Genomic DNA, 15,999 nt, shown 5'->3' on the forward strand with positions numbered 1-15,999 from the left:
CCCCGATGAGTGCGGCTCTCAGGCGCGTAGCGCGCCTCGAACATGCGCGAGCCAGCCCGGCCGCATTTGATCGACCCGGTGGGTGATCCTGCGTCGCAGGAAGTGCAGGCGCCGTCGCACGTCCCAGCCGATATCGTTGCGGGACGTCAGCGCCTGCCGGAAGTGCGCCATCTTCAGCGACTGCTGGTCCGCCGCGACCTTGTCGACATCGGAATAGAATTCCGAAATCTTGTCCTGGCTCATGCCTTCGGTCACGAGCCAACGCGGCGCATATTCGGTGCAGAGGCGGTCGACATCGACCAGCAGGCGGGCAAGGCCGGTGCCGGCGGCAGGGCAATTGGTCTGGAACGCATCGCCGATGAGCACGACGCCGGGCTGGAGATGTCCTTCCACGACGGACAGGTCCATCACCCAATTCTGCACCCGGTCGATCACGTGGAAATCGCCGAGGTAAGGCCGCAAACCCGGCAGCAGGCGCAACACCGTCGCTTCCGGTTCGCGGCGCAGCTCGCGCATGATCGGATCGGCCGCGTCGCGGAACATGAAGAGATTTGCCCGCATGCCGGCACGCACGGGAAACAGGCTGAGATAATCGATGCCGTCCGCCGTGCGCTCGCCGTAACAGGTCAGCGCCTCGAAATCGAACGGCGCATCGTCTCGGCGCGCGATCGTGAATCCGAACGTGACCGAATGACGCTCGGCCAGCACCCGCCGCTTGATACCGAGCTTGTAACCGAGAACGCCCGCCATGCCCGTGGCCAACACGACGAGGCGCGCTGTCATGCGTCTCCCGGACGCGAGCTCGATATGCTGGATATGGTCGCTACAGTTGACGGCAGTGACCTCGTCGACGATCAGGCTGGACGGATCAGGCAGTTGACTGCGCGCCATGGCGACGAGATCGGCATAGGCTAGTCCGTAAGCCCGGCCGACGCTGATATCGACCACCTTGCCTTCCCTGATATTGAGCACCTGATCATATCGGCAGGCGACGCTGTCGAGCGCGTCGAGGAAGCCCAGCTTGCGCAACATCTCCAGCTGATGGCCGCCAATTTTCTCGACCCGGAACTCGTCCGGATAGACCGCGCGCTTGTCGACGAGCGCGACACGATGCCCTGACCGCGCGAGCACGGCCGCCGCGAGCGAGCCCGCGAGGCCGCCGCCAACGATCACAATGTCGGCGACGATCGTCGAAGGGCCGGCTGCGGCAATCGGCTCGGGCGCGTTGCTATCCGCCGTCATGGTCCAGGCTCCAACGGTCAACGATGATTGCCCGTGCAATTCTCTCGCCTGATGTCGCATCGCAGGACCAAACGCGATCATTTCTCGATATCTCGGTTAATGCAGCGGAGACCTGCCCGGCCCGACGAGATCCGGCACGCGGCTTGCTCGGGATGACCAATCCCGGCGAGCCGGTCCGCATTCCAGCGGCTCATCTCGCCTCATTGGCCGTCGATGCGGCGCTATGCCGCCACGCGATCAGGCCGCACTTTGCTCTATCTGGGACAATGGGATCAGCAATGTTCCATAGTGAAGCAACAGGCATGCCGCGACATCGCCGCGGTCGGCAGGATCATGGAGGCCGTCCATTAACACTCGCGGTTTTTCGGCATGCTAGGCTTTTGCAGGTAATCTGAAATGTCTCTTCAGGGGAAGTTGCCCCTTAAATCTCCATGATTGAATCCATCGTCCAATTCATGCGGCGCGACGTGACGCGCGGTGTTGCCGGAACCATCCTTCTCAAGGTTGGTAGCGGCGCGCTTGCGTTCGCGTTGTTCTCGCTTGCGGCACGAACGATGTCGCCCGATGGGTTTGGTATCTTTGCGACCTGGCTTTCGGTCGCCCAGATGGCAGCGGTCGTCGGACTGGTGGGCCAGGAATCGCTGCTGGTGCGATTTCTGAACGAGTATCGGGTGGGAAATCAGCCCGATCTCACCAAAGGCGTGCTGCTATCGAGCCTCAAAATTTCCTCCGTCGCGATGCTGATCGCGATCGGCACAATGGCGATCGGCGCGAACATCAAAGGCGCCTCGTGGCTGCTGGTTCTCGCGGTGTCGGCCTACACGGCCGTGAATGCGGGACTGATGCTTGGCAGCCAGATCGCACGCTCCCTGGTCAGCATTCTCATGGGAGAAGGAAACAGGGAGTTCTTCTGGCGCGTCAGCGTCGTGCTGTTCCTGCTTGCAATCATGTTCGGCCATCGCCAGCTCGATCCCGCCGAATTGATCGCCGTGATGACGATTGCCATGTCGGTCGGACTGATTGCACAGATCATCGCGATTGCGCGAACCCTGCCGGATTTCCGCGGCACGGCGGTGGGGTCCGAGACGTCGCGCTGGAGATCGAGCGCGCTTCATTTCTGGGTCGCATCCATCCTCGAAGCCGCGAACCAGTATTTCGACGTCATTCTGGTCTATTGGATGCTGGACCCCACAACCGCCGGAATTTACTTTGCCGCTTCGCGGCTGGCCAACATCTTCGCCATGCTGTCGGCCGCACTGTTCAGTTTTGGCGCACGTCGGCTTCCCTCGCTGTACTTCAGCAAGAACCATCAGGAATTCGAGCGAACGTTGCGGCTCATGGCGGAAGTGACCGCGGTGTGCGTGGTCAGCGGACTTCTCCTGATCTGGGTTGGAGGTCCCCATCTGCTCAACCTGTTCGGGCCGCATTTCGCCGCGCAGCACTGGGTCCTGATCGTGCTCGCGATTGGAACGGCGTTCCAGGCAGCGGGCGGTCCTTCTGCGGCGATCTTGCAGCTGACCGGCTATGAGCGCGAGTACGTCCCCGTGATCGCCGGGAACGTAGCGCTGCGGCTAGTCGGATTTCTCGTCCTCATTCCCTGGCTCGGCGTTCTTGGTGCAGCGATCTCGGCCACTGTGTCGCTGGCGCTGGCGACCATTGCGCTCAACATCCTCTGTCGCCGGCGAACCGGGGTCGATCCTTCGATTTTGGGGCTTTTGCGCTTCTCGGCATCGAAGCCCAGCGCCTACGCGGTCCGTGGCGCGGACTCCGGCGAATAGACCTCTGGTCAGCCGAGGCAATGGCACGGCTCGGCTCGGCAATCCGTTGCCGGTGGCGTCAACCAGCCAGCCCCAGCACTTCGCCGCGACGCGACGCCGACGGGCCGGCCGGCACACGATTGACGACGATGCCCGTCGGCACGCCGGCAAACCGGGAGAGCGCAGCGATCGCCCTGCGCATTGCGGCCGAGTCGACTGCGTCTTCGCGCGCGACCAGCATGACAAGATCGGCGTGAGCAGCCAGCGCCGCCGCCTCCGGCTGCAAGGCCAGGGAGGTGGCGTGGACGACAATCAGATCGAACTCCGAACGAATATCGTCCGCGGGCTGTGGCTGGGGCTTCTTGCTGGCGCTCAGGAGCTCATCGACGCTGCGAAAGTCCGCAATGATCATGCCGTCGGCTTGGCCCTTGGTGAGCCCTGCCCCGGCACCGCCGAGGTCCGGCTCGACCCGGATCAACACGCTCAGCTTCCCCGTGTTCAACGCCCATCGATTCAGCGACCGCGCGACGGTGTTGCCGCCGGCGCGCTTCCCGACCGACATCACGAGGACGACCTTGCCACGAGGTCCCGGCACCTTCTCCAGCCGCTCCAGCAGCGGACGCAGGTGGAGACCGAGATCGAGTTCGGTCGTCGCGGACACCGGAGCTTGCCAGATGTTTCTGGGGGCTTCGCCTGGCGCCAAGTCGGGAATGCGGGCCCAAATGGGCGGACGCGACCACGTCGCGGGCTGGCGCGGAGCCGGTTCGGGGTCGCGGATATCGGGAGCGGATTTGTCCGATCCGCGTCCCGTGGCGGCAACGACCGCCGTCGATGTCAGCAGCGAACCGATCGCGAGAGCGGCGAGCAGCAAGGACAGCGGTGGAAGGGTCGAGCGCAGCGGCGGAATGGCGGACGACGCAATCTTGGTCTGGGAGCTCTGCAAGAGGCGCTGCTCGTTCGTCGTCTTGGAGCGCGAGAGGAACTGCTCGTAGATGTTTCTGTTGGCCTCGGCGTCGCGCTGCAGCTCCTGGAGCCGGACCAGTGCCTGACCATCGACCAGAAGCTGCGATTCCGCCGCCTTCATCTGGCCTTCCAGCGCCCTCTGCTGTTCGCGCTGGGCCTCGTATTCCGATTTTGCGGTGTCGATGCCCTTCGTCCGCTCAACCTCGATCTGCCTGTTGAGATCGGTCAACTGGCTGTACGACATGACGAGGTCGGGATGGCGATCGCCGAACACCGCCCGCTTCTGCGCAATCTGGTCATTGAGCGCCGACCGCTGCGCGCGCAGGGCGCTCAGCAGATCCTGCTTGACGGGACTGTCGACATTCGCCTTCACGTCGCGCTGTGCCTGCTCGTAGCGGGCCTTCGCCTCTTCGGTCCTGGCGCGCGCAGCGGCAACCTGCTGCGACAGTTCGGTGACCCGCAATTGCTGGGTGGTGGAATCCTTGCCCGCGTTGACGATCCTGTGCTCGAGCTTGAACGTGGCCACGGCGTCCTCTGACGCCTTCAACCGTTCGCTCAATGATTTGAGCCGGCCACTGAGCCAGTCGGCGGCCTCGTCGGTCGCATCGGTGCGGCTGCGGCCCTGGCTGGCGACGAACGCCTCGGCGATGGCATTGGCGTAGTAAGCGGCCCGCTCCGGCCGGTTCGACGTGAAGCGGATGGCGATGACATAGGTCAGCCCGCGCCGGGAAATGTCGAGGCGGTTGCGGAATCTCTCGAGCAGGCGCGCGGGGTCGGTATGTCCCCCGGAAATGTCCTCGTCGTCCCGAATCTTGAGCTGCTCGATCAGCGGCTTGAGAAAGCCGTCGGACTTCGCCACTTCGACCAGGCTTTGCAGCGCAGCGCTATCCTGCCCGATGCCCGGCAGAACGTCCTGCTCCGAGGTCACGCGTTGCTCGCGTGGATCGACCACCACCAGCGCGGTCGCCGCAAATCGCACCGGGATCACCAAGAGAACGATGACGCCAAGGGAAAAAATCGCCAGAGCAAGCGTCAGGATGCGGCGAGCGTTGTTCCGCATGAAAGCGAGCGCACCCGCGGCCGTGAGCGCACCGCCCAAGCGCGCGGCGGATTCGCGCGACTCGCCGTTTGACGCATGTCGCGTCTGCCACGACGCGGCGGCACCGGTCGATCCGGAACTTGTCGGGTCTGCGCGGCGACCGAACGTCATGGATTTTACTCGGATTCAACTGGCGAACACTGTTCAGTGCCTGCTCCAACGTAAATATCTATGGTTAATCCGCGGTTACCCGCGCCTGGCGCGGCCGTGACCAATTGGTTAACGCGCGCGCTTCATTTCGTCGGGAACCAGCGGAATTCCCTCGCGAACGATGCCCTTGCGACAGGGCGCGCATTAACTCCGTTTATTGCTAGTCGGTGTCCGCGCGAGGCCTCCATGGTAAGCACGGGGTTAAGAATGTGAAAAATTCGTTTCTCTAGTGGGTCGGGATCCGTGCTCCATTACCAGCCAAACAAGGCGTTGGGCGAGACGACTGCGACAGCACTCCCGCCGCCCAACGGTGGCGGACGAAAGCCGCACGTGCTTCTCGTACAGACCCAGGCCGAGAACGCGGGCGCGCAGGAGATCTCGCGCCTGCTTGGCGCCAGGCTGACCGCCCGCGGCTATCGGGTCACCAATCTGTTCTTCTTCCGCAAGTCGGATTCGTTCGATGAGCCCCCCGACACGATCTATTGCGCGTCGAGCCGGCCGGGAAATCCGCTGGCGCTGCTGCAAATGCTGTGGACGCTCGGCGGCCATGTCAGGGCCACCAGGCCCGACGCCGTTCTGACGTTTCAGCACTTCGGCAATGTCATCGGCGCCGGCGTGGCGCGCCTCATCTGCCGCGCGCCTGTCATCGCCAATCAGGTTTCATCCGCGCTGTCGATGAGCTGGCCGGTCCGTATGGCCGACATCGCCATGGGCAGCCTCGGCTTCTTCGACCGCATCACGCTCAACTCGCTGGACATGCAACGCGAGTATTCGCGCTACCCCAAGGCTTATCGCGCGCGCATGGTGCATGTCCCGCACGGCTTCGACGACAAGGCGCTCACCCTGACGAAGCAAGCTGCGCGACAGAAGTTCAATCTGCCGCCGGATCGCACCCTGCTCGGCTGCGCAGCAAGATTGCACCCGCACAAGCGGCTCGACGCGGCGATACGTCTGTTGCCGGATCAACCATCCTGGCACCTCGCGCTGGCCGGCCAGGGAGCCGACGAGGCCCGGCTGCGGCAGTTGGCGGATGAGCTGAGAGTATCGGACAGGCTGCATCTGCTCGGCGAAATCACCCCGCGCCAGATGGCGGAGTTTCTCGCCGCTCTCGACGTATTCGTATTTCCGACGCAGGCGGAGACCTTTGGCTTGGCCGCTGTGGAGGCCGCAAACGCCGGCGTTCCCTCGGTCGTCACCGATCTCCCGGTCTTGCGCGAGGTGTTGTCCGTCGAAGGAAAACCGACAGCGCTGTTCGTCGATGCCTCCGATCATACCAAGCTGTCGGCCGCCGTCTCCAGGCTCCTGACGGACCAAAAACTGAGCGACGAACTGCGACAAAACGCCAAAGGCCTGAAGCTGCGCTATTCAGTGGACGCCATGGTGGAGGAATACGTTCGAATTCTCGGCCAGGTCATTTGATCGGGGCGCATTTAAACGGATCGACTCGGAAACGGATCGGCTCGACATGATCATCGAGTTTCGCTGTGAAATTGAGCATGCGCGGCGGTGGATGGCCCGCGAGACGCTGTCGATCGACTTCCGGGATGTACCGGTCCAGATCGCATGGACGGCAACGGCGGAGCCGCGGCCGACGGGTCTCGACATGCTGTTCGAGCTCGAACGTTTGGTGTTGCACAAGGGCAAACACAGCGGCGCCGACAGGCTGAAGATCAGTCCCGAACGGATGCAGGCTCGCACCGGCACAGCGGACGTCATTGTCGATTTCACCGGTGCCGCGCGGGATCCGAACTGCTCCGCCCGGCAGTATCTCCGTCCGCTGTTCAATGGAGCCGCAGGCGAAAACGCAGCCCTTGCCGCCATTCTCGCTGGCGATCTGCCGGTGATCGAAATCGTCGACGAGGTCGACGGTGCAGTCCTCGATCGCGGCCACCCCTCTGCCGAAATCGCGGCCGGTCTGAGCGGCGGACTAGAAACGGTCATGGCGCGAACCCTGACCATGGTGGCGGCCATCCTGTCGGGACGGCCGCGCATCCTGCCGCAGCTGGCGCGACCGGCCCGAATTGGTAACGGCCTGCCGGCGGCGTACGTCGCGCGCGGCCTAGCGACATCGATCGCCAAGGAGATCTATCGCCTCTGCTGCTATGCCCCGCATTGGCATGTCGGATGGCGCTTCAATGATGGTGCCGGCGTCTGGCAGACCGGAGATCTGTCAGGGCCCCGCTGGAATGTCCTTTCCGACCCCGGAAATCACTTCTACGCCGATCCTTTCCCCATCACATGGCAGGGAAGAACATTCGTCTTCTTTGAAGATCTCGATCACCGGGTTGGGAAAGGAATCATTTCCGCGATCGAGTTCGACGATACGGGCCCGGTCCGAGCGGTCGTGCCCGTACTGGACGAGCCCTGGCACCTCTCCTATCCCTTCCTGATCGAGGACGATGGCGCGTTGTGGATGATCCCGGAGAGCTCGACCAATGGGGACGTCGCCATTTACAAATGCGTTCGGTTTCCAGACAAATGGGAGCGGCACGAGACGCTGCTTTCGGGACTTGAACTCGCCGATGTGACGATCACGCGGCACAACGGCCTGAACTATCTGTTCGGAGCTTGGCGCGACGGCACCGGCGGATATTCGGATTCGCTGGCGATCTATTACGCCGAGCACCTCATGGGCCCGTGGTTGCCGCATGCCAGCAACCCCGTCCTCATCGACCGCGCGAGCACGCGGCCTGCGGGGAATTTCGTCACCATCAATGGCAAATTGTGGCGGCCGGTCCAGGATTGTGCCGGCGGATACGGCGCAGCGCTCGCCCTGGCGGAAATCGTCGAACTGTCGCCGACGACGTTCAAGCAGATTGTCCGCCACTCTCTGCGGCCCGGACCGGCATGGCCCGGCAGGAAGTTGCACACCTTGAACCGCTGCGGCCGGCTCGAGGTGATCGACGGATCGCGTGTCCAACCCAAGACCAGCGCCTTCACGAGCAAATTGCCATCGGCCGTTTTGTCGCCGCGGACCAGTGCCTCCACCGCCAGCTAGCGGGGGTGGCTGAACAAGTCCGTCGTGGCGTCGTCGACGGCGATATCGACCAGCGCGGGACCAATCGATGCCAACGCTTCGGTCAAGATGGGATTGACGTCACCGGCATCGGTCACGCGCCGCCCCGGACAACCCATTCCCCTTGCGAGCGCCACGAAGTCGAGCCCGGGCAGGTCGATCCCGGGCGGGCGATGCGCCTGCATCAGCTGGCTGAAGGCGCGCATCGCGCCATAGCCTGAATTGTTCATGATCACGAAGGTGATCGGCAAGCGGCGTTGCACCGCGGTCCAGATCGCCTGGATGCAATACATCGCCGATCCGTCACCGATCAGGGCGACGATGCGGCGACCGGGCCGCGCCAGCGCCACGCCGACGGAGGCCGGCAGGCTGTAACCAAGTCCGCCGCTCGCCATCGTATAGAAGCTGTCCGCACCCGGCCGCGGCAGGAATTGTTGAATGGCGGGACGATGCGACGGCGCTTCCTCGACCACGATCGCATCGCCCGGCATCAACGCCGAGAGCCGGGCGAGCGCATAGCCCGGCGGAATCGGATTTTGCGCGGCAGGAGCGGCAGGCCGCATCCGCGCGGCCGGCACTTCGCGCTCCGCGATGTCAGGCATCGCCGACAGCAGTCCAGCCAGCGCCTTCGGGAGCGTGCTGATGATGGTGTCGCCGACAGAAGCGGCTGCGGCTTCCGTCGGATCATCCGTGATCTGCCAGACCAGCGTTCCGTCGTCGAGCAATTCGCATCGTCCTTCGACATGGAAAGTAAACACCGGCGCGCCGACCACGACGATCAGATCGGCGCCGCGCAGGGCGCGGGCGAGCCCTCCTGGTGCTGCCGGAAGGAAGCCGGCAAACAGCCGATGCAATTCCGGAAAGCTCGAACGGCTCGACATCGGGCTTGCCCAAACGGCCGCGCTCGCCTGCTCGGCCACAGCGACCATCGCGTCGACGCAGCCGCTGCGATCGATCTCGGGTCCGACAACGAAGATAGGTTTTTTGGCGGCCCGGATCGCCGCGCCGAGCCGAACGATCGCCGCCGGATCGGGCGCAAACTCCGTCGCGATGTGGCGGACCGGCGGTGCGATTGCGGGCCGCGCCCAATCATCCGACGGGACCGACACGAATGTCGGACCGCACGGATGCTGCATGGCGGTGAGGAAGGCCTGCGCGATCGCCGCTGGAACATCTTCGGCCCGCGCCGGTTCGGCGCTCCATTTCACATAGGGCTTTGGAAACTGTGCGGCGTCCTCGGCGAAGAGATAGGGTCGCATCCGCAACAGGCTGCGCGCCTGCTGCCCGGCTGTCACGACCATCGGCGTCTTGTTGCGGAACGCGGTGAAGAGATTGCCGAGGGCATGACCGAGTCCGGCCGCCGAGTGCAAATTGACGAAAGCCGGACGTCCCGTCGCCTGCGCATAGCCATCCGCCATGCCGACGACGCAGGCTTCCTGCAGACCGAGCACGTAGTCGATGTCGTCGGGCCAGTCGCCGAGGAACGCAAGCTCGGTCGAGCCCGGATTGCCGAAAACGCGATCGACGCCAAAGGAGCGAAGCACACCGAGGGTCGCTTCCCGAACCGTGAGAATTTTCGAATTCATGAATGGACGTCCTGGTGGCTTCGCTTGCTGCGCGATCAGAAAGGATAGTGCTGCGGCTGGGTCTCGATGGTGATCCAGCGCAGATCGGTGAACTCGGCGATCCCGGCCTGGCCGCCGAAGCGGCCGTAGCCCGATCCCTTGACGCCGCCGAACGGCATCTGCGCCTCGTCATGCACGGTCGGGCCGTTGACGTGGCAGATACCGCTTTCGATCCGCTGCGCCACCGTCAACGCACGCGCGACGTCGCGGCCGAACACGGCGGCCGAGAGGCCGTACTCGGTATCGTTGGCGACCCGAACGGCATCGTCCACGCCACGCGCGCGTACCACCGAGACGACGGGACCAAAGCTCTCCTCGGTGTAGATGCGCATGCCCGGCACCACGCGGTCGAGCACGGTGGCTGGGACGACCGTGCCAACCCGGTCGCCCCCCGCGAGCTTGACGGCGCCTTTCGCGATCGCGTCGTCGATCAGTGCCACGACCTGCTTGGCCGGCGCCTCGTCGATCATCGAGCCGACCACGACCGGACCGGAGCGCGGGTCGCCGGCCGGAAGCGCAGCCGTCTTCTTCGCAAGCTTATCGAGAAAGGCGGCCGCCACCGCCTCGTCGACGATCACCCGCTCGGTCGACATGCAGACCTGGCCCTGATTGATGAAGGCGCCGAACGCGACCGCCGCTACGGCGGCATCGAGGTCGGCATCGTCAAGCACGACCAGAGGCGCCTTACCGCCAAGCTCGAGCAGCACCGGCTTGAGGTGCCGCCCGGCGAGTTCGGCGATGACGCGGCCGACCCGGGTTGAGCCGGTGAAGTTGATCCGCCGCACGGCCGGATTGGCGATCAGGCGCTCGACCAGAGCAGGCGCATCGGCCGGTGCGTTGGTCAGAACATTTACGACACCGGGCGGAAAGCCTGAGTCCTTGAAGACCTCGCCGATCAGTCGGTGCGTTCCCGGGCAAATCTCGGACGCCTTGAGCACGACCGTATTGCCGCAGGCAAGCGCCGTCGCCACGGCGCGAACGCCGAGAATGATCGGCGCGTTCCACGGCGCAATGCCGAGGCACACGCCGGCCGGCTGGCGGACGGACATCGCGAGACATCCAGGCTTGTCCGACGGGATCACCTCGCCGGCGATCTGCGTGGTGAGCGACGCCGCTTCGCGCAGCATGCCGGGCGCGAGCTTGACGTTGAAGGCCGACCAGATCTCCGTCGTGCCGATCTCGGCCATCATGATCCGGATGAAGGCGTCGCGCTTGGCCTCGAGCGCATCTGCGGCCTTCAGCAACAGAGCGCGCCTCGCGTTCGGGCCGAACGCCGACCATGCGGCAAACGCGGCGGAGGCCGCCGCCACCGCAGCGTCGGCATCGGAAGCGGTCGCGGCGGCCGCGCGGCTTGCGACCTCTTGCGACAGCGGATTGCGGCGCTCGAACACTTTGCCGCCGGAAGCGGCCTGGTCCTGCCCGTTGATGAGAAGACTGACGTCCATGAAAACCTCCCTGATGTTGGTGATGGCGCCTGCTCAGCCGAGCAGCCGCGACTTGCCGGTTTCATGCGCGAAGCCGAGCGCGATCATCGCTGCGAGCGCGAGCGCGACGTAGTATCCCGTGATCGCGTAGGTGGAGCCCGTCTGCGCAAACAGGCTGGTGGCGACCAGCGGCGCGATGCCGCCGCCCAGCACCGTCCCGAGCTGCTTTCCGATCGACACGCCCGTGAAGCGAATGCGGGTCGGAAACAGTTCCGGGAAATAGCTCCCTTCGCTGCCGAACATCAGCGGATGGATCACCCCCGCGGCGAGGATCACCGCGCCCGTCACCAACATCGTGTCACGGCTCGCGACTACACCGTAGAATGCAAACATCGAGATGGCTGCGAGCACGATTCCGGTCAGGAACAGACGCTTCCGTCCGATACGATCGGACCATGCGCCGATGAGCGGCATCGCAACAAGCCCGACGAGATTGGCGAACAGCACGGCCTGCGTGATGACGTCCTTCTGGACGCCGAGCTGACGGGTCGCGAAGGAGATGGTGAAGATGGCTGTCAAATAGAAATAGGATGTCTGCGCCATTTCGGCGAAGAACACGATAAGGATCGGCCGCCAATGCTCCCGCAGTGCCTCGACCACAGGCGCCGCTTCGGTCACCTTCGCCTTTCGGAACGTCGCGCTCTCCTCGATGCGCAGGCGCATGTAGACGCCGAGCGCGACCAGCACCGCACTGATCAGGAACGGAACGCGCCAGCCCCATGACAGCAGGTCCGCTTCCGGCAGCCGTGAAATCGTGAGCGCCGCGAACGAGGCGAGCACGACACCGACGGGTCCTGCGGCCTGGATCACCGCGGCTGAGAACCCGCGCTGGTGGCCGGGCGCCGTCTCGATCGCCATGAGGATCGCCGCGGTCGACTCGCCGCCGAGTGCAAAGCCCTGCACGAAGCGCAGCATGACGAGCGCGACGGTCGCGGCCACGGCTGCACTGGCGTAGGTCGGCAACAATCCGATCGACATGGTCGCAAGTCCCATCATGAGCAGCGTACACAGCAAGACGGACTTTCGGCCGAGGCGGTCGCCGAAATGACCGAACACCAGTCCGCCGAGCGGACGCGCCAAAAATCCGACAGCAAACGTCGCGAACACCGCAATGGTCGCCGTGAGCTGGTCGAACTTCGGAAAGAACAGCTGATCGAATACCAGCGGCGCGATCAGGCCGTAGATGAAGAAGTCGTACCATTCGATCGCGGTGCCGATGGTGCCGGCGATCAGGATACGCCGGCGGCTGCTCGCCGTCTGCTCGGCAGTGGCGACGGTCGCAACGTCGTAGTCCTCCAATGCTCTTATCGTCACGGCTTCCTCCTCCGATGTCATTTGTCGTTTTGTTGTCTTGTTGTTATTGGCCGCGCCGCCGCTGATCGGATGCGACGGCGAGAGTCGATCAGCTTGCCAGCCGTGCGCTGTCGCTCCCATTGTGTCCGAGTGCGCGGGCAAGGACGCGCCCCATCGTGCCAGCCTGTGACGCGCTGCCGCGCCAGGCCACGATCTGGTCGGGGCGTATCAAGGCGAGATCGGCGGCGTAGAGATCGCGCAGCGATTTCGGCAGCGTGACGAGTTTCACATCAACCCCGATCGCGCGGATGGTCTCGGCGAATGACGCATGCGCGGACATGACCTCGCCGAACTGGAGCAGCGTCCACTCGAACCCGAACAGATCGTACAAGGAAACGCCGTCGTCCAACCACGCATGCGGGGCGCGCCCGCCGGGACAGGCGCTCGGAACGTAGACGTTCGCGGCGTCCGGCGGCGGCTGGCTACCATCGGAGACGATGATCGGCGAGCCGTCGTAACGCCCGCCGAAGGTTATGCCGGGGATGTTGAATTCGGCGCGGGCGTGCTGTTCGAGATAGACGCCAGCGATCCGCCGCGCCTCGTCGCCGGCCTCGGTGGGGTCCTCGATCTCAGGCGCGGGAGCGAACAGACCGAGCGAGTCGGCAAAGCGACGCGCATAATCGGTGTTGCGCAGCGCCACCGGACGCCGCTCGACCTCATAGCTGTCGAGCAGCCCCGCCGGGCTCACACCCCTGACGACGCTTGCGACCTTCCAGCCGAGATTGACCGCATCCTCGATCGCGGTGTTGTAGCCGAGGCCTCCGGTCGGCGTGAACAGATGCGCCGCGTCGCCGCCCAGGAACACCCTGCCCCGCTGCATGGCATTCGCAACCAGCGCGTGGCCGGCGGTCCAAGTCAGGAACGACAGCACTTCGCAGTCGATCGGCGCGCCGCAGGCGCGCTGGAACGCGGCCATGGCCTCGTCGGCCGTGATCGCGCGTTCGTCCTCGCCCGGCCGGAGCTGGGTGTGAAACGCGAATTCGTCGCGACCGTTCACCGATGCCATGAAGGCGCGGCGGTCGCCGTTGAAGCAATTGTACATCCACGCCTTGGCGTGCGGGATGCTCGCGTAGAAGCCGGGCGAACGGAGATAGACCGCCAGCATGCGGCCGCCCATGAAATCGCGCTGCGTTCCGGTTTCGCCGCCGTAGACAATGCCGAGCGACTGCCGGACCATGGAGCGCGGCCCGTCGGCCCCGACCAGGAAGTCGGCCCGGACCTCAAAGCGGCTGTTGTCATCGAGACGTTCGATCTGGGCGACGACGCCGTCATCGCTCTCGACGTAGCTGATCAGACGATGACCGTAGCTGAGCCGTATTCCGGGAAGCCGTTCGGCATGGCGGCGCAGCACCGCCTCGACATATTTTTGCGAGACCCGATGCGGCAGCTCGGCCGCGCTCCAGGAGCCCGACATGCCCTTGACGAGCTCGCCCGCGCGTGACGATGACGGCAATTGAAATCGGGCCAGCTCGTATCCGGTGTAGCGCGTGAAATATGCAACGTCGGTCGGATAATCCGCAGGCAGTCCTTCGCGTCGGATCTCGTCGGCAAAACCCAGCCGCCGATAGTGCTCCATCGAGCGCGCCTGCGTCGCATTGGCTTGCGGATTGAATGCCGTGCCCGGCTTTTCATCGACCAGGATCGCGGACACGCCGCGCCGGCCGAGCTCGTTGGCGAGCATCAGGCCGCAGGGCCCCCCGCCCACGATGAGCACCGAGGCCTTCAGACATGTTTCCAAGACGCTTCTCCCTACCAGCATTATTCTGCATGGTAAGGTCGCCTGATGATATCGTCAAGTAGCCTGACTATCTGATGTCGTCGAGCGTGTCGAACGTCGAGCCATAGACCGCCAGCCCCTTCACGATCGCATCCATCGTGGCCTTGCCGAGCTCGGCGCGCATTTCCTGCTCGGCGACGTCGACCGCGTCGCGGAACGCATCGAGCCATTTGCGCCCGGCCGGCGTGAACATGACGATGCGCGCGCGCCGATCGGTGGGATCGGCGATGCGATCGACCAGGCCGAGCTCGGCGCATTGATCGACCAGCTCGCCCATCGCCTGCTTGCTCATGGAGGCGCGGCGGGCGAGCTCCGTCAGTCTGGTCCCCTCCACGTCGAGATTGCGTGTGAGGCCGACATGCGCGATCCGCGTTTCGCCATGCCCCTTCTCGCTCATCAGTTCGAGCACACGACCTTCGAAGCGCCGCACTGCGTTGTTGAGCAGCCGACCGATGTTGGCATGCCGCCATGCGGTGCCGGATGTCCTGGCTTTCAATGGATGTGCCTTCTGCAAAGCCGCCTGAATTCGAAAATGTCGCTCACTTCGCCGCGTCGATCCAGATCCCCGGCTGCGAATGCTCGCGGATGTGGCTGACCAGGAAGTCGGAAAAGACCCTGATCTTGGCGGGCAGTCCGGCACGGTTCTGGTAGGCGATGTTCATCGTCAGCAGCGGCAGCTCCCAGTCCATCAGAACCTGGACGAGACGGCCCGCCGCGATATCGCTTTGCACGATATAGAGCGGCTGGATGAGGATGCCGAGCCCCGCCAGCGCGGCGCCGCGGATGACCTGGCCGTCATTGCTGTCGAGCGTCGGCGTGACGCGGACAGTCTGCGCGCCGTTGCCTCTGCGCAGGCGCAGCGAATAAGGATCGTTGGCGAGATTGTAGACCAGCATGTTATGGCGCGCGAGATCGACGGGCTGTTCCGGCTCGCCGCAGCTTGCGAGATATGAGGGCGCAGCCGCGAGCACACGCCGCATCTGACCGATGCGGCGGACGATGATGTTGGAATCCGGCTCCTGCTCGCGCGTCCTGATCGCCACGTCGATGCCGGCCTCGATGAAATCGGAGTAGCGGTTGGCGGTGGTGATCTGCATATTGAGCTTCGGATAGCGCGCGCGAAAGGCCGGCAGCATCGGCGCCAGATAGATCACCGCAAAGGACAGCGAGCTCGTGACCCGCAGCGTGCCCTGCGGCGACAGCGCGCGATCGCTGACGATGTCCTCGGCCTCCGCCAATTCGCTCAAGATGCGACTGGAGCGCTCCAGCAGTTCCTGCCCCGCCTCCGTCAACCACAGCCGCCGGGTGTTGCGCTCGATCAGCCGGACCGCAAGGCGCTCCTCGAGCGCGCTGAGATGGCGGCTCGCGGCAGCATTCGACATGCGCAGGGCTTCGGCAGCTTTGGACAGGCTGCCGAGCTCGGCCGTCTTGGCGAATACTTCCAACTGGAGCAGGCGGTCCATTTTTTCGCAAACAGGAAAAGAGACTTGCGATTATTGACCTTTATTTCCGTATCCCGCAAGCCAAAATGGC

The 15,999-nt window shown here is 64.4% G+C and carries 11 protein-coding genes; 3 read left to right on the forward strand and 8 right to left on the reverse strand.

Annotated features, from left to right (window positions below):
* Positions 1–18 precede the first annotated feature (18 nt).
* Positions 19–1,242 (reverse strand): FAD-dependent oxidoreductase, encoded by a 1,224-nt coding sequence (locus AC0L3K_RS07270; RefSeq protein WP_473365679.1) that lies wholly within the window; start codon positions 1,240–1,242, stop codon positions 19–21.
* A gap of 431 nt (positions 1,243–1,673) precedes the next feature.
* On the opposite strand from AC0L3K_RS07270, the gene AC0L3K_RS07275 reads away from it, so the two are divergent.
* Positions 1,674–3,020 carry a lipopolysaccharide biosynthesis protein gene (locus tag AC0L3K_RS07275; RefSeq protein ID WP_473365680.1) on the forward strand — a complete coding sequence of 449 codons (1,347 nt, stop codon included), beginning with the start codon at positions 1,674–1,676 and terminating at the stop codon, positions 3,018–3,020.
* 58 nt (positions 3,021–3,078) lie between these two features.
* On the opposite strand, the gene AC0L3K_RS07280 is transcribed toward AC0L3K_RS07275, so the two are convergent.
* The gene (locus AC0L3K_RS07280; protein WP_473365681.1) at positions 3,079–5,172 is read right to left on the reverse strand and encodes a GumC family protein; all 2,094 of its coding nucleotides are present in this window, start codon (positions 5,170–5,172) and stop codon (positions 3,079–3,081) included.
* A 282-nt stretch (positions 5,173–5,454) separates the two neighbouring features.
* On the opposite strand from AC0L3K_RS07280, the gene AC0L3K_RS07285 reads away from it, so the two are divergent.
* Together AC0L3K_RS07285 and AC0L3K_RS07290 are read left to right on the forward strand one after the other, a co-directional pair.
* Positions 5,455–6,630, forward strand: a complete 1,176-nt coding sequence (locus AC0L3K_RS07285) for a glycosyltransferase family 4 protein (RefSeq protein WP_473365682.1) — start codon at positions 5,455–5,457, stop codon at positions 6,628–6,630.
* 46 nt (positions 6,631–6,676) lie between these two features.
* Positions 6,677–8,209, forward strand: a complete 1,533-nt coding sequence (locus AC0L3K_RS07290) for a glucosamine inositolphosphorylceramide transferase family protein (RefSeq protein WP_473365683.1) — start codon at positions 6,677–6,679, stop codon at positions 8,207–8,209.
* On the opposite strand, the gene mdlC is transcribed toward AC0L3K_RS07290, so the two are convergent.
* The 6 genes from mdlC to AC0L3K_RS07320 all read right to left on the reverse strand — a co-directional run bounded on the left by mdlC (position 8,206) and on the right by AC0L3K_RS07320 (position 15,929).
* Positions 8,206–9,813 (reverse strand): benzoylformate decarboxylase, encoded by a 1,608-nt coding sequence (gene mdlC / locus AC0L3K_RS07295; protein ID WP_473365684.1) that lies wholly within the window; start codon positions 9,811–9,813, stop codon positions 8,206–8,208. The genes AC0L3K_RS07290 and mdlC overlap by 4 nt on opposite strands.
* Positions 9,814–9,848: 35 nt before the next feature.
* The gene (locus AC0L3K_RS07300) at positions 9,849–11,297 is read right to left on the reverse strand and encodes an aldehyde dehydrogenase (protein ID WP_473365685.1); all 1,449 of its coding nucleotides are present in this window, start codon (positions 11,295–11,297) and stop codon (positions 9,849–9,851) included.
* 33 nt (positions 11,298–11,330) lie between these two features.
* Positions 11,331–12,650 (reverse strand): MFS transporter, encoded by a 1,320-nt coding sequence (locus tag AC0L3K_RS07305; RefSeq protein WP_473365686.1) that lies wholly within the window; start codon positions 12,648–12,650, stop codon positions 11,331–11,333.
* Positions 12,651–12,738: 88 nt separating this feature from the next.
* Positions 12,739–14,448, reverse strand: coding sequence for an FAD-dependent oxidoreductase (locus AC0L3K_RS07310; RefSeq protein WP_473365687.1), 1,710 nt, complete (start codon positions 14,446–14,448; stop codon positions 12,739–12,741).
* A gap of 46 nt (positions 14,449–14,494) precedes the next feature.
* Positions 14,495–14,962, reverse strand: coding sequence for a MarR family winged helix-turn-helix transcriptional regulator (locus AC0L3K_RS07315; RefSeq protein WP_473365688.1), 468 nt, complete (start codon positions 14,960–14,962; stop codon positions 14,495–14,497).
* A gap of 43 nt (positions 14,963–15,005) precedes the next feature.
* Entirely contained in the window at positions 15,006–15,929 is a 924-nt protein-coding gene (locus tag AC0L3K_RS07320) for a LysR substrate-binding domain-containing protein (protein WP_473365689.1), read from the reverse strand.
* Between the last annotated feature and the right edge of the window lie 70 nt (positions 15,930–15,999).

The sequence above is a fragment of the Bradyrhizobium sp. MI1.10 genome, assembly GCF_055811035.1.

Coding starts and splice junctions, on each gene's coding strand:
- AC0L3K_RS07280 (WP_473365681.1), bottom strand. CDS start 5,172: ATGACGTTCGGTCGCCGCGCAGACCCGACAAGTTCCGGATCGACCGGT.
- AC0L3K_RS07290 (WP_473365683.1), top strand. CDS start 6,677: ATGATCATCGAGTTTCGCTGTGAAATTGAGCATGCGCGGCGGTGGATG.
- AC0L3K_RS07300 (WP_473365685.1), bottom strand. CDS start 11,297: ATGGACGTCAGTCTTCTCATCAACGGGCAGGACCAGGCCGCTTCCGGC.
- AC0L3K_RS07275 (WP_473365680.1), top strand. CDS start 1,674: ATGATTGAATCCATCGTCCAATTCATGCGGCGCGACGTGACGCGCGGT.
- AC0L3K_RS07270 (WP_473365679.1), bottom strand. CDS start 1,242: ATGACGGCGGATAGCAACGCGCCCGAGCCGATTGCCGCAGCCGGCCCT.
- mdlC (WP_473365684.1), bottom strand. CDS start 9,813: ATGAATTCGAAAATTCTCACGGTTCGGGAAGCGACCCTCGGTGTGCTT.
- AC0L3K_RS07320 (WP_473365689.1), bottom strand. CDS start 15,929: ATGGACCGCCTGCTCCAGTTGGAAGTATTCGCCAAGACGGCCGAGCTC.
- AC0L3K_RS07310 (WP_473365687.1), bottom strand. CDS start 14,448: ATGCTGGTAGGGAGAAGCGTCTTGGAAACATGTCTGAAGGCCTCGGTG.